The organism is Chloroflexota bacterium (assembly GCA_038040195.1).
Classification (GTDB): Bacteria; Chloroflexota; Limnocylindria; order QHBO01; family QHBO01; genus DASTEQ01.
This window is the reverse complement of the sequence record JBBPIR010000001.1, coordinates 719,958-733,933: the sequence shown is the minus strand read 5'-3', so window position 1 is coordinate 733,933 and position 13,976 is coordinate 719,958. Positions and strand designations below refer to the sequence as shown.

The window sequence follows — 13,976 nt, the reverse complement described above, 5'->3', positions numbered from 1 at the left end:
AGTCTAAGGTCCCAGGATCGTGCCGGCCGACTCCTGGATCCAGTACCCCGCCCAGATCCCGGCCGTGATGGAGTACCAGTTCCCGCTCTGGTTGGGGATCGTGCTCTTCTGGTTCGTGGGCGCGTTCGATCCCGTGGCCAGGGTGTACGGGTTGGAGGCCGTGATCCCTCCGGCGGCGTTGAACTGGCGACCGACATACGTGCCGGGCGCGAAGTACAACGCGCGCGGCGGGTCATATGTCTCGACCACCGGCGGCGGTGGCGGGGGTGGTATGTCGCCCAGGGTGGTCGCGGCCGATTCTTGGATCCAGTACCCGGCCCAGATCCCAGCCGTGATGTAGTACCAGTTCCCGGCCTGGTTGGGGATCGTGCTGCGCTGGCTGGTGGGCGCGTTCGAACCCGTGGCCAGGGTGTACGGGTTGGAGGCCGTGATCCCTCCGGCGGCGTTGAATTGGCGACCTACGTACGTGCCCGCCGCGAAGTACAGCGGGCGCGGCGGGTCGTAGGTCTCCGACACGGGCGGCGGTGGCGGGGGCGGTACGTCGCCCAAGGTCGTGCCCGCGGACTCCTGGATCCAGTAGCCGGCCCACACACCGGCCGTGATGAAGTACCAGTTCCCGCTCTGGTTGGGGATCGTGCTCTTCTGATTCGTCGGCGCGTTCGAGCCTGTGGCCAGGGTGTACGGGTTGGAGGCCGTGATCGTCCCGGCCGCGTTGAACTGGCGACCGACGTAGGTGCCCGCCGCGAAGTACAGCGGGCGCGGCGGGTCGAAGGTTTCCGACACGGGCGGCGGTGGCGGGGGCGGTATGTCGCCCAGGGTCGTGCCCGCGGACTCCTGGATCCAGTAGCCGGCCCACACCCCAGCGGTGATGAAGTACCAGTTCCCAGCCTGGTTGGGGATCGTGCTCTTCTGGTTGGTGGGCGCGTTCGAGCCGCTGGCCAGGGTGTACGGGAACGAGGCGGTGATCGCCCCGTTGGCGCTGAACTGGCGACCGACGTACGTGCCGGCCGCGAAGTACAGCGGGCGCGGCGGGTCGTACGTCTCGACCACCGGCGGCGGTGGCGGGGGTGGTATGTCGCCCAGGGTCGTGCCGGCCGACTCCTGGATCCAGTACCCGGCCCACACTCCAGCGGTGATGTAGAACCAGTTCCCGGCCTGGTTGGGGATCGTGCTCTTCTCCGTCGTCGGCGCCGTGGAATCGCTGGCCAGCGTGTACGCCAGCGAGGCGATGATCGCCCCATTGGTATCGAACTTGTACCCGACGTGAGCGCCAGCGGCGAAGGAGACGGGACGCCAGGGGAAATAGGACTCGGCCACCGGTGCCGGCGGCGCATTGCCCAGGGTGGTCGCGGCCGATTCCTGGATCCAATAACCGGCCCAGATCCCGGCCGTGATGTAGTACCAGTTCCCGCCCTGGTTGGGGATCGGGCTCTTCTGGTTCGTGGGAGCCCACGAGGCCGCGCCGAGCGTGTACGGCAACGAGGCTGTGATCCCTCCGGCGGCGTTGAATTGCCGGCCAACATAGGCGCCGGCGGCGAAATAGAGGGGACGCGCCGGGTTGTACGTTTCAAGGGGCGGATTGGCGATCTCCGCCGCCACCGCGCTCCGGATCGACGGAAGGAGTGCGTAATAGGGCGAGCCGGGGCACCCGGTGTTCTGGTAGTCGCGATGGCCGGTGATGTTCATGGTCGTGATGGTCGTCCCGGTCGCCGGGTTGACGTACGTGCTGCTACCGGTCGGGTTGATACCGTGCGCGGCGGACGCCCAGGCCAGCATCCGCACCATGGATGCCTGTGCCGCAGGTGTGGGGAGCTGCGAGGTGAAGTTACCGAGCAGTGAGATCCCCATGCTGCCCGGGTTGTGATGCAGCGCGTGGCCGGACTCAACGACGTCCCCGGCCTCGTCATCCCCGGTCGGGATGGTGCCGTTCCAGTAGTCCCGGGTGTACCGACCCTCGTACACCCGTCCGGCCTCATCGATCAGGTAGTTGTAACCAATGTCGCCCCAGCCCAGGGTGACGGCGTGGAAATGGTAGATGGCTCGGACAGTCGCTGCCGGGTTCGGATCGTTGTTCGCGCCTGCCGTGTGATGGACCACCAGCTTCTGAAGGGGGTAGAACGCGCGCGTCCAGCGCTCCTCCCCCAGGCTGTCGAATCGGATGGACTCGTCGGCCCCCCAACCGCTTCGTGGGATGACTCCGGGAATGGTGCTCAGCGCGGCCGCCTCGGCCCCCAGCCCGAATGACGCCTGGGTCTCGCCAGCCGCGTCCATGGCGAGAACCGTGACCTTGGGGAGGGTTTCATCGGCCGTCACGCGGACCGCCCGCATGCCGCCTACGGTCATCACCGAGCCGTAAGTCTCGCCGTCCGCTTTGGATGCTCCGAACTCGTCGATGTGGACGTGGGACGGCTCTGAGAAGACAGCTCCATCGGCGCTGAACGCCGCGTCTACATGTGCGTCCCTATGGCCCGACCAATGGATGACGATGTGCGTCGTGCCCGCCGCGATAGAGAAGTCGTAGCTCCCATCGACCCCGTGGGTCGATTCCGAGGTACGGACCCTGATCGAGCCGGTCGTGTCCGCGGGTACCGCCGGTGCCAGGCCAGTCATGACCAGCGCCATGGCGAGGCCGGCAAGGAGCGGGCGGTGCAAAGCGGACTTCAGATGCATGCCGTGGACGAGGCCTCCAGCGGATTGGCGGGGTTTTGTTCCACCCTACTCACCCGTGAGGCGATCCGCCCTGACCCGGTCTGCCCAGTACCATCGGGCTGTCAGCCCTCAGCTCAGGCGGAGACCTGCCAGCATCCGCCATCATCGGTCATGTGGCAGAACTCATCCGCCGAGACCGGCTGGCCCGGGAAGCCGAGGAGCAGCGGCTGTCAGCGGTTGCCACGCGATCGGCCAGCTCCCGCGGCCGAGCAAGACCCGAGGAACCGGACCCGTTCCGCACCGCTTTCGAGCGGGATCGGGATCGGATCATCCACTCCAAGGCGTTCCGACGGCTGAAGCACAAGACACAGGTCTTCCTCAACCCTGAGGGCGACCATTTCGTCACGCGCCTGACACATACCCTCCAGGTGGCCCAGATCGCACGCTCGCTGGCGGCCGCGTTGGGGCTCAACGAAGCGTTGGCGGAGGCGATCGCGCTGGGTCATGACGTGGGCCACACTCCGTTCGGCCACACCGGCGAGGAGGCCCTGGGGCCGTATTTCCCGCCCGCGGGCTGGCATCACGCGGCGCAGAGCGTTCGCATCTTCGAAGTCCTCGAGGACCTCAACCTGACCTGGGAGGTGCGCGACGGGATTCGGGCCCACACCTGGAAGATCACGCCTCCGCCGCAGACGCCGGAGGCCCTGTGCGTGCGCTATGCGGATCGAATCGCATACCTCAGCCATGACGCGCTTGACGCGCTCCGGGCCGGGGTCCTGGCCGAGACCGAATTTCCCCCGCATCTGATCGAGCGACTGGGGCCGCCGGGACGGCAATGGATCGGGGAGCTCATCACCGCCGTTATCGACGAGAGCCTGCGTGCGGGCGCGATCGGGATGGACGCGGACACGCTTGCCCTTATGCATGAGCTGCGCGATTTCATGTTCGCGCGCGTCTACCTGCGCCCCGAGCAGGCGGCTCAGCAGCACGTGGCCGTCCGCCTCCTGCGCCGCTTGATGGACCACCACCTTGCCCACCCCGACGAGCTCCCGGCGTCCTACCGGGATACCGATGCCGACCTGGTGACCCAGGTCGCCGACTACGTCTCCGGGATGACGGACCGATACGCCCAGACGGCTTCCGACAGGCTGTTTGGCGTGACGGCCGAGCGATTAGGGTGACGGAGGAGTCGTCGGCGCCACGGATGTGAACTCGTAGCTCACGAAGGTGCCGTCGCCGCACTCGAGCGCAATCTCGTCCGGACGATCCTCTGAAGTCGGCGACGGGGCGCTGCCCGGCGGGCCGTACACCTCGCGCGACACGATGCCCACGAGGGTCGTCCCCAGGGGGACGGGCTCTCCGCCGCCGACCACCGGATCCGCAGTCGGATCCCCGGCCGCGGTGTAAACGCGATCGCCCCACAGGAGCGTTTCCGGGCAGCCGGGGCGCCCGATCGCCATCTGCAGGCTCCAGAGGCCCAGCCCAACGAAGACGGCCGCAGCGAGCACTGCGCAGCCGACCGCCCGCCAGTTCACCGGCGAACCTCGAACCGGGTCATGCCCCCCGATGCCGGTCCGCGGCTGGCTTCGACCCGCTCGACCCACGCCGCTCCGGGGCCATGGTCGAGCTGAGATTCAAGGGCGTCCAGCGGCGTCGGCTCGCCTTCGGCGATCAGCTCTACGGCACGCTCGTCGTCGGCGTTGCGGACCCAACCCACCAGGCCGAGCCGCGTGGCGGTGTCGACCACCCACCAGCGGTACCCGACCCCCTGGACGCGGCCGATGACCCGGGCCGTCAGGCGCTGCGGGTTCACCCGCGCGCGGCGACCGAGGGCCACTCCAGCATGGCCACGTCGAGGGCCAGGCGAGGGCTGACGTTCAGCTCCAGCGCGTCGCGGATGCGCTCCAGGGCGGCGGCCGTACGAGCCATCTCGTCCGGTCCGAGGCGCCGCGCCGCAGCCGGCAGCTCGGGGAGCAGTTCTTCCGAGACGGCCAAGTGCGGCGAGCCCGCGGCGGCCACCGCCAGGTCGCGCGCCAAATCGACCCAGGTTTCGACGATGGCGAGCGCCGCCGCGCGCTGAACCCCCGTGGGTGTTCGGCCGCCACTTTCCGTCGTGGCCGGGTCAGTGGCGTCATCGGGCCCCAGTGACAGGCGCGCGGCATCGTCCAGGAGCTCGCGCACCGCCGCCAGCCGATCGGCGCGGCCACGCTCCAGGAGCGCGAGCAGCTCATGCTGCGTGCGTCGCCGCCAGTCCACGCGTTCGGGTGCGCGGGCATACCCCACGGCGCGGCCGATACGGCCGCCGGACAAGCGAGCCAGCGCCGTTGCCTGCTCCCTTGGGAGCCCCTCGCGCTCGACCAGCCAGGCTGCAAGCGCGTCCTGCGCAATCGGGGCCAGGCGCAGAGCCTGGCAGCGGGAGCGAATGGTCGGCAGCAGCCGGCCGGCGTCGTCGGCCACCAGGATGAACAGCTGCCGATCGCCGGGTTCCTCCAGCGCCTTGAGCAGCGCGTTCTGAATCTGCTCGTTGGCGAGGTCTGCGCGCTCAATCACCACCACCCGCCAGCGCCCGGCGATTGGCGCTCCGGCAACCTCCGCCAGCCATCGCCGCGCCGCCCCCACGATGCTCTCGCCGCTCGCACGGTCATCCCTCCAGCGCTCGGGTGACGCGAGGACCAGGTCCGGGTGGGTTCGGGCACGGGCCCGCCGACAGCCAGAGCAGACGTTGCACGGGCGCTGGTCGGGATCGGCCGCCTCGCACAGGGCAGTAGCCAGCAGGTCGTCGACGAATGGTCCCTTGCCGGCTCCGGGCGAGCCGTAGACCAGGAGTGTGGCCGGGCCGTCGCCGCCCAGGAGCGTGCGCCGGGCGAGTCGCTCAGCCACCGGCTGACCAACGGTCAAAAACCCCGAACCGGCGACGTCGACACTCACGGCGGCGAGTATAGGCGGGGTAAGCGGGCAGTCAGGATGGGCGCGCCAGAGCACGCCCAGAGGCGCGGCCAGGCGGTCAGTGGCATACTGGGCCGAAGACACACCAGAAGCGCTCGAGGAGGTCGGCGATGGGCAGCAAGGGGACAACAGGATCGACGTCGGACAGATTGCGATTGCCCGACGAGTGGCAGGCTTTCATGGATCGCATGGCCCAGAAAGACGTGCCGGACGAGGTGGCGCAGCGTGGCCAGGCACTCGCGGATGCCATCGCCCAGGCAGCCGAAGAGGCCGCGCAGCGCGCATCCATCGCCTGGCGTGAGTCGCAGCCCGTTCGTCGAGAAGTCGCGCGCACGATCGAGCGCCAGGGACGCCAGGTGGGCAAGTGGTCTCGTAAGGTCTGGCGCCAGGACATCCGGCCCGGGCTGCGGCGAGCCTGGAACCGGCGTACCGTCGCCCTGGGGGCCGCTGGCGCAGCCGTCCCGGCCGGCCGTCAGCTGATCGAAGAAGCCGCCAGCGAGCTTGGTCTCCGCCCGCGCCAGGACCGCCACTGGGGCTCGTTCTTCGCCGGAATCCTGATCGGCGCACTGACCGGCGCCCTGGTCGCGATCCTTACGGCACCCAAGCCCGGCCGCGAGACGCGTGATGATCTCGTCAGCAGGGCGCGCGAAGCGGCTGAAGCCGCCGGCGAGTGGATGCCGGTCAGCACACCGTCAACCAACGGTAAGGGCGGGACGGGTGCCGTCCCCGAGGCCAGCGAGGTCGAATCCGAGACCTAACCCTCGGTGGGGGGTTCGGGCGTCGTACGCTTGCGCGTGCTGCGACCCGAGGTGAACCGCTTCCAGATGCCCTCGTCCGAGGCCTCGGTGGGCTCCGGAGAGGCCTTGCTTCGAGTGGTCCGTGAGGCGCGCGGCTTCGCGGCTGCCGCTGTCGAGTCAGACGCCTTCCTGCGGGTGCCGGCCGGCTCCTGGGTGACAGCCTTGCTCGTTGATCGCGCGCGGGGCTTGGCAGCTGTCTTGGCTGCCGGCTCTGCCGCTGGCTTCCCCGCGGCCCGGGTCGAGGGCCTGCGCGTGCGGGGCTTCCGGGTGACGGCCGAACCCGTGGTGGCCTCTGCCTCGGCGGGCTGGGCGGGCACATCGGTCCCATCGATTCCCGAGACGCCTGCGGGCTGACTGCTCAGTCCGAGCTCGGCCAGCGTCGCCGCATCGGCCTCCTCGAATTCAAATTCCCGCTCCGGTGCAAGGCCTTCGCCGGATCCGAGTCCTTCGAGCTCTTCGATGCTGTCGACTTCCTGCCAGCCGATCTCGGCGGGCTCGGCGTCAGCCGCGGCCGAGGCTGATGACGCATCGGGAAGATCCCCGCGGCGCCCGCGGCGCCCCCGTCCCCGACCCCCGCGTCGACGACGCCGACGAGCGCTTTCGGACAGCGTGTCGTCGGCAGCCCCACGAGCCACGGGCGCGCCGCCATCGGTCGCAGACGGCGGCTCGGTGATCGCAATGGGCTCTTTGTCAGTGGTGCGGGATCGCCCTCCGCGGGTGGGGCGCGAAGGTCGTTCCGATCGGCGTATCCCGGTCGCCCGCACTCGTCCGCGGCCGGCACTCCCGGCGTCCTCCCCGTCGGCTCGAATGGCTGCCATGGCTGCAGCGGCAACCGAGGGCGACGCCTCGCGGAATCCGACGTCGGGATTGACCTCCTTGGCGGGCATCTCGGGTGCCGGAACCCCCTTGGCATCCTTCTGGCGGCTGATGGCGCTGATCTTCATGACGTCCACGAACTCGTCGGCGACAGCGAACAGGTCGGAGCTGGTGTTCGGTTTGAAGCTGATCACCTCGCACCGGACACCCTCGTCCTGAAGGGCGCGAATGGCGGGCGCGAAGTCACCGTCCCCGGAGACGATGACGGCCACGTCCATCCGATCGGCCAGGCGGAAGAGGTCGACCACGAGCTCGATGTCGAGGTTGGCCTTGACCCGCCCGTCGCCGAACTTGCGGATGTCCTTGGCCACGACCTTGTAGCCGTTCTTGCCAAGGAAATCGAGGAACTTCTTCTGGTTCTCGTTCTCGGGATCAAGCCCCGAGTAGGCGTAGGCGCGAATGAGATCGCGCCCCTTGGTGGCGTGCTTCAGCAGCGCCACGTAATCGACGTCGACGTCCTGCCCGCGGGCAGCATAGTAGAGGTTGGCAACGTCGACAAAGACGGCCACGTTCTTGCTCAAGTGAGCTTCTCCTAAGTGAATGGTGGTGGCCACCTCGTGAAGTTCCGGCTGCCTTCGCGCTCGACCCACGCTCCCGGACTGAGGCCGGAATGGGTGGCGCGGCTTCGGCGGCACCCTCGCTTCGCGAACCCGCTTGGGTTTCTGCGGCGGCGAGGGATCGGACATCTCCGCGTGGGAGGCCTAGGGCAACAGGATACCACGCCCCTTGGGTGAGGCCGTTTCGAAGGCCAGGAAGTTGCCTTTCCCGCGGCCAAACTGAACTCGCTGCCGACGGTCGGCCATATCAAGAGTGCCCGGGTCACGACCTTGCGCACGTGTAAACGCGCTCGTATGATGCCCGGGCATACACGCTCCGTGGCGTGGCGCTGCGCGTCACCCCGGAAGCAATTGGAGGAGGATTGGATGGAGAAGTCCCTACGATCGAGCGCTGGCCTTTTCGTGCTGGCGTTGATCCTGGCCGCTTGTCAAGCGAGCGCCAGTTCAAGCCCCAGCGAGAGCGCCGCAGCAACCGGGGCCGTAGATCCGGTCGCCGCCTGCGAGGCACTTGAGCTTGGCTGCGTCGAGGTCCCGGCGGGTGAGCCGCTGACGGTTGCCAGCGCGCTGGCGATCACCGGCGCCGTGGCCTTCCTGGGCAACGACGCCAACTTCGGGATTCAGGTCGCTCAGGAGGAGCGTGGCCAGGTGCTCGGCCGAGACGTGGAAGTCATCCACGAGGACGCCGGCTGCGGCGACGCGGCCTCCGGCCAGACGGCCGCCGAGTCGATCGTGGCCAATCCGGCCATCCTGGGCGTCATGGGCACCACCTGCTCACGGACCGCGGTCCCGATGATGCCGGTGCTCGAGGCTGCAGGCCTGACCAATATCTCGCCGTCCAACACGGCGGTCAGCCTGACCCAACCCGGACACGCGAATTACGGCGGCGAGTTCTATTTCCGCACTGCGTACAGTGACTTCTTCCAGGGCTCGGCCGTGGCGAAGTTCCTGTGCGAGGAACTGGGTGTAACCACAATCGCCACCATCCATGACGGCAGCCCGTATGCGGAGGAGCTGCAGCAGGTGGCGGTGGACCAATTCGCCGAACAGTGCGACGGCGAGACCACATCCCAAGACGGGATCAATGTCGGCGACACGGACTTCCACGCGTTGCTGACCACCATCGCCGCCAACAGCCCTGAGGTGATCTTCCTGCCGATCTTCAGCCCCGAGGGTCCGCTCTTCGTCACCCAGTCCCAGGAAATCCCGGGCCTGGCCGACACGATCATGTTCGGTGCGGACGGCGTCAAGGACGGCGCCATGATCAAGGGCGCCGGCGACCTGGCCCAGGAGATCGGGATGTACTTCTCCGGGCCGGACCTGAACTACGGCGGCCGGTACATCGACGAATTCCTGCCGGCGTACTACGCGCTGTCGGGCACCGAGACCGTCCTGGCTCCGTACGGCGGCCAGGCTTACGACGCCTACAACATCCTCATGGATGCAATTGTGGCGGCCCACGTTGGAGACGACGCGGATGGCACGTCTTACTTCAGTAAGGAGGCGATCCGCGAGTACGTAGCCGGCCTGACCGATTACCCCGGTCTGACCGGAACCCTGACCTGCGACGAGAACGGTGACTGTGGGGCTCGGGAGATTTCGATCGACCAGCTCGAGGATGGCGTCTTCGTCCCGGTCTTCAGCACGCGAGAGCCATAAGGCTCGAGGCAACCTCCGCAACCTCACGGGCGGGTGAGCCGACAACGGCTCACCCGCCCTCTGTATAGTCCGCGGAACCAAAGCCACCCGAACAGCCCGAATCTTCGAACGATCGCCCTGTCTGTTGCCGGGAGGAGAGACCCCTGGTGAGACGCCCCGCTCGGATCTCGCTGGTAAACCTGCTCCTGTGGGCGCTGGGCGGGGGCATCATCCTGTTTGTTGCCGTGGGCAGCTGGTTGACCCTCCAGCAGGGTCTGCTGACGTTTGAGGACTGGCGCTCCCTGGTCATCTTCGGCGTCACCCAGGGGAGCATTTACGCGCTGATCGCGCTGGGCTACACCCTGGTCTATGGCGTCCTGCTGATGATCAACTTCGCCCATGGCGACGTGTTCATGTTCGGCGCCATGACGTCCTTCTTCGTGGCCGACGCCCTGGCCCAGGCGGGCTTCTTGAACAGCAACCCCATCATCGGCATGGTGATCGTGGTGGCGGTGTCTGCGGTCAGCGCCATGATCGTGGCGCTCATTCTGGAACGGATCGCCTACCGGCCGCTGCGACGCGCCCCGCGGCTGGTGCCGTTGATCACGGCCATCGGTGCCTCGCTGTTCATCAGCAACAGCGTGCGGGGTCTGTACGGTGAGCTGGCCAGGGCGTGGCCCCGCATCGATTCCCTGGTGGGCACGGTGGACATCGCGGGGATTCCGTTCCTGAAAACCCAGGTGGTGGTCATCGTGGGCGCCATCCTGATGATGGTGTTTCTGTACTGGTTCGTGGAGCGCACCCGCACTGGTCGTGCCATGCGGGCGGTCAGCGAGAACAAGGACACCGCCGCCCTGATGGGCATCGACGTGGACCGCACCATCGTGATCACCTTCGCCATCGGCGGCATCCTGGCCGGGGTGGCGGGCGTGCTGTACGGCATCGTCTTCAATCAGGTGCACTGGTTCATGGGCTTCCTGCCGGGCATCAAGGCCTTCACCGCTGCCGTGCTGGGCGGCATCGGCAACATCATCGGCGCCATGCTGGGCGGTGTGTCGTTGGGCGTCCTGGAATCGATAGCCCCCACCTTGCTGCTGACCGGATTCGGGGTTCCCACGCCCAACCAGTTGAAGGACGTGGTTGCGTTCACGGTGCTGGTGCTGGTTCTCATCTTCCGCCCCTACGGACTGTTCGGTAGACCGGAGGGCAAGTAGATGGCCCGTATGGCGTTCCTTCGCCCGGCCGTCTCAGCCGGCCTGGTCGGCGGAGTGGTGATGCTGTACCTGGCCGCCGTCGGGCTGGTCCAGGCCTTCCTCGAGCGCGAGGTGATCACCGGGTACCTCACCCTCGGTCGCCTCATGTTGGCCGTCCCACCGCTCATACTCGGGTACTGGATCGCGGGCCGGACGGAAACGGCCCCGCGCCAAGTGGTCTCCGGCCTGGTCGCCGGAACTGCCGCCGGGGCGCTGTTCGCGGCCGGATTCCTGGTCGCCAGCGCGCTGTCGCCCCAGATCCGCGACGTGCTGATCCGCGTCACGTCGCAGCTCTTGGAGTTCATCGGGTTCGGGCTGGAACCCGTCCTCGGCGCAGTCGTCAACGTGGTGACCGCCGCCGGGCTGGGCCTGCTGGCCGCCGTCGGCCGGAGCCTGCCGGTGCGGATCCGACGCCCGCTGGTGGCCGGCACGGGAGCGGTGATCCTCATGAGCATGGTCGAGACCTTCTTCCGGCCGCGGCTGCTGGAGTTCGACCTGGCCGACTTTTCGCGCTGGCTGTACGTGGCTCACGGTCTGTCAGTGTTCGGGGCAGCCGCGATCTTCCTGATCGGGGCGGCTATCGCGGCCGCCTGGTCCCCACTGCGGGCCACCGTCCGTCGGCGGTTGGCGGCCGCCGACCCCGGGGCGCGACGGCTGGTGCCCTGGGTGGCGGTCCTCGCCGTCATCGGCATCCTGTACACGCTGCCGGTGATCGCCGGCTCGTTCCTGAGCCAGGTGCTGGTCCTGGTCGGCCTGTATGTCTTGCTGGGCCTGGGCCTCAACATCGTGGTCGGCTTCGCTGGCCTGCTGGATCTGGGCTACGTGGCGTTCTACGCGGTGGGCGCCTATTTCACGGGCCTGCTCACCTCGCCCGTCTCGTCGCTGGGGCTGGGCCTCAGCTTCTGGGTGGCGCTGCCCATCGTCGTGCTGGGAGCGGCCATGGTGGGCCTGTTTATCGGCGCGCCAGTCCTCCGCCTGCGCGGCGACTACCTGGCCATCGTGACCCTGGGCTTCGGCGAGATCGCCCGCGTCCTGTTCCTATCGGATGCGCTGCGGCCATGGTTCGGCGGGGTCCAGGGCATCATCCGCATTCCGGAGATGATCGGCGCCGGGGGCGCCTACACGTTGCCCCTCATCGGCGAGGTCAGCGGTCCGGCGGCCACCTATTACCCGCTGGTCGCCTTCTGCGGGGTGGCCGCGTTCGTCGCCTGGCGGCTCAAGCATTCGCGCACCGGCCGGGCCTGGAACGCGATGCGCGAGGACGAGGACGTTGCGCAGGCAACTGGCGTCAACATCGTCAACTACAAGCTGCTCGCCTTCGCCATGGGCGCTGCGATTGGCTGCTTGGGCGGGGCGGTGTACGCCACGCACCTGCAATCGGTCTTTCCCGGTGCCTTCAGCATCCAGGTCTCGATCACGGCTCTGGCAGTCGTCATCGTGGGCGGCATGGGCAGCATCCCGGGCATGATCCTTGGAGCGCTGGCCCTGATCGGACTTCCGGAGCTGCTGCGTGAGTTCGCCGAGTTCAGGCTGCTGGTGTACGGGGCTGTCCTGGTCCTGATGATGCTGCTGCGCCCGGAGGGCCTCTTCCCGGACGTGGCCCGCCGCCGCGAGCTCCACGAGGGTGAGGAAGTGGAAGGTGACGACGAGGGGACCTTCGGCGACGAGTCGGTGACTCGCGGCGCAGCACCGAGTCAGGCATGAGCGCCACCGCCACGGAAGCCACAGATATCCGCGACGGGAACCTGCTCGAGGCGCGCGCGGTGACCAAGACCTTCGAGGGTCTGGTTGCCAACCGCGACATCGACTTCGACATCCCGCGCTACTCCATCGTTTCGATCATCGGCCCCAACGGAGCGGGCAAGACCACCTTCTTCAACCAGATGAGCGGGATCTATCACCCGACCTCGGGGACCATCACCCTGGATGGGGTCGATATCACCCACAAGGCCCCCCACGAGGTTGCGGAGCTGGGGGTCGCCCGCACGTACCAGAACATTCGCCTCTTCCAGAACATGACGGTCCTGGCCAACGTCAAGGTTGGACGGCACGTCCGGTCCCACGGCGCGTGGTATGCAGCCGTCTTCCGCACGCCTGGCATCCGCGGCGAGGAGGAAGCCCTCGAGCAGCGAGCCTATGAGGTGCTCGAGTTGGTTGGCCTCAGAAAAAGGGTGGCGCACGACCTTGCCAAGAACCTGCCCTATGGGGACCAGCGTCGGCTGGAGGTGGCCCGCGCCCTGGCCAGCGACCCGGTGCTGCTGCTCCTCGACGAGCCCACGGCGGGCATGAATCCGGGCGAGACACGCCGCATGACCGAGTTCATCGGGCGCCTCCGGCGCGACCTGCAACTCACCATTCTCCTCATCGAGCACGACATGAAGGTGGTGATGGGGATCAGCGAGCGGATCACCGTCCTCGACTACGGGGAGAAGATCGCCGAGGGCACCCCCGAGGAGATCCGCGCCAACCCGCGGGTCATTGAGGCCTACCTCGGCAAGCAGTCGACCGCCTGATGGCCCATCTGCTCGAGCTGGCTGACGTCCATACCTTCTATGGCAACATCGAGGCCCTGAAGGGCGTATCGCTGACGGTCGATGAGGGCGAGATCGTGACCCTCATCGGCTCGAACGGGGCAGGAAAATCGACCACCCTGCGCACCATCAGCGGCATCACGCGTGCCCGCTCGGGCACCGTCCATTTCAAGGGGGCCGAGATCCAGGCCCGCAAGCCGCACGAGATCGTGGGAATGGGGATTGCCCAGGCGCCCGAGGGGCGCGGTGTGTTTGCCCGCATGAGCGTGTACGAGAACCTGCTGATGGGCGCCTTCAGTCGGAAGGGTCCGCTGGACAAGGACATCGAGCGGGTCAACACCCTTTTCCCCCGCCTGGCCGAGCGACGATCGCAGAAGGCCGGCACCCTGTCGGGCGGCGAGCAGCAGATGCTGGCCATCGGTCGGGCGCTGATGGCCCGCCCGACGGTCCTTCTCCTGGACGAGCCGTCGATGGGCCTGTCCCCCATCCTCACCGAGCAGATCTTCGAGATCATCCGCGACATCAACGCCGGGGGCACCACGGTGCTGCTGGTCGAGCAGAACGCCGCCATGGCGCTCAACGTTGCCGGTCGGGGGTACGTGCTCCAGACCGGCCAGGTCATCCTCGCCGACACCGCTGCGAACCTCGCGGCCAACCAGCAGGTCCGCCAGGCCTACCTGGGCGAGATCTAGACCGATACGGGGGCGATGACAGACCGATGTCAGGTCCGCC

At 67.8% G+C, this 13,976-nt stretch carries 12 protein-coding genes; 7 read left to right on the top strand and 5 right to left on the bottom strand.

The genetic code is table 11. From position 1 onward, the window contains the following. Nucleotides 1-3: 3 nt before the first annotated feature. Complete coding sequence (locus AABM41_03680; GenBank protein ID MEK6191411.1) at nucleotides 4-2,670, bottom strand: N-acetylmuramoyl-L-alanine amidase; 2,667 nt, start codon at nucleotides 2,668-2,670, stop codon at nucleotides 4-6. Between the two features lie 152 nt (nucleotides 2,671-2,822). On the opposite strand from AABM41_03680, the gene AABM41_03675 reads away from it, so the two are divergent. Then, a complete protein-coding gene (locus AABM41_03675) occupies nucleotides 2,823-3,830 on the top strand; it encodes an HD domain-containing protein (GenBank protein MEK6191410.1) in 1,008 nt (335 codons plus the stop codon). On the opposite strand, the gene AABM41_03670 is transcribed toward AABM41_03675, so the two are convergent. Genes AABM41_03670 through AABM41_03660 form a run of 3 tightly spaced genes read right to left on the bottom strand, consistent with a single transcriptional unit; the run spans nucleotide 3,822 to nucleotide 5,577 of the window. Further along, entirely contained in the window at nucleotides 3,822-4,184 is a 363-nt protein-coding gene (locus tag AABM41_03670; GenBank protein ID MEK6191409.1) for a hypothetical protein, read from the bottom strand. The two genes, AABM41_03675 and AABM41_03670, sit on opposite strands and share 9 nt — an antisense overlap. Further along, nucleotides 4,181-4,486 carry an acylphosphatase gene (locus tag AABM41_03665; GenBank protein MEK6191408.1) on the bottom strand — a complete coding sequence of 102 codons (306 nt, stop codon included), beginning with the start codon at nucleotides 4,484-4,486 and terminating at the stop codon, nucleotides 4,181-4,183. Before AABM41_03665 ends, AABM41_03670 begins: the two co-directional genes overlap by 4 nt. Continuing rightward, nucleotides 4,459-5,577, bottom strand: coding sequence for a hypothetical protein (locus AABM41_03660; protein MEK6191407.1), 1,119 nt, complete (start codon nucleotides 5,575-5,577; stop codon nucleotides 4,459-4,461). The genes AABM41_03665 and AABM41_03660 overlap by 28 nt, the downstream gene beginning before the upstream one ends. Before the next feature lie 206 nt (nucleotides 5,578-5,783). Here AABM41_03660 and AABM41_03655 point away from each other — a divergent pair, with 206 nt between their 5' ends. Further along, on the top strand, nucleotides 5,784-6,353 hold the full coding sequence (locus AABM41_03655) for a YtxH domain-containing protein (protein ID MEK6191406.1): 570 nt from the start codon (nucleotides 5,784-5,786) through the stop codon (nucleotides 6,351-6,353). On the opposite strand, the gene AABM41_03650 is transcribed toward AABM41_03655, so the two are convergent. Then, nucleotides 6,350-7,789 carry an NYN domain-containing protein gene (locus AABM41_03650; GenBank protein MEK6191405.1) on the bottom strand — a complete coding sequence of 480 codons (1,440 nt, stop codon included), beginning with the start codon at nucleotides 7,787-7,789 and terminating at the stop codon, nucleotides 6,350-6,352. The two genes, AABM41_03655 and AABM41_03650, sit on opposite strands and share 4 nt — an antisense overlap. A gap of 402 nt (nucleotides 7,790-8,191) precedes the next feature. Here AABM41_03650 and AABM41_03645 point away from each other — a divergent pair, with 402 nt between their 5' ends. The 5 genes from AABM41_03645 (at nucleotide 8,192) to AABM41_03625 (ending at nucleotide 13,936) form a co-directional block, all read left to right on the top strand. Beyond that, nucleotides 8,192-9,481 (top strand): branched-chain amino acid ABC transporter substrate-binding protein, encoded by a 1,290-nt coding sequence (locus AABM41_03645; GenBank protein MEK6191404.1) that lies wholly within the window; start codon nucleotides 8,192-8,194, stop codon nucleotides 9,479-9,481. Between the two features lie 146 nt (nucleotides 9,482-9,627). Beyond that, complete coding sequence (locus AABM41_03640) at nucleotides 9,628-10,674, top strand: branched-chain amino acid ABC transporter permease (protein ID MEK6191403.1); 1,047 nt, start codon at nucleotides 9,628-9,630, stop codon at nucleotides 10,672-10,674. A gap of 9 nt (nucleotides 10,675-10,683) precedes the next feature. Further along, on the top strand, nucleotides 10,684-12,417 hold the full coding sequence (locus tag AABM41_03635) for a branched-chain amino acid ABC transporter permease (GenBank protein MEK6191402.1): 1,734 nt from the start codon (nucleotides 10,684-10,686) through the stop codon (nucleotides 12,415-12,417). Continuing rightward, nucleotides 12,414-13,226: an ABC transporter ATP-binding protein gene (locus AABM41_03630; GenBank protein MEK6191401.1), complete on the top strand. Its 813-nt coding sequence runs from the start codon at nucleotides 12,414-12,416 to the stop codon at nucleotides 13,224-13,226. Before AABM41_03635 ends, AABM41_03630 begins: the two co-directional genes overlap by 4 nt. Further along, nucleotides 13,226-13,936, top strand: coding sequence for an ABC transporter ATP-binding protein (locus AABM41_03625; GenBank protein ID MEK6191400.1), 711 nt, complete (start codon nucleotides 13,226-13,228; stop codon nucleotides 13,934-13,936). The genes AABM41_03630 and AABM41_03625 overlap by 1 nt, the downstream gene beginning before the upstream one ends. Nucleotides 13,937-13,976 lie beyond the last annotated feature (40 nt).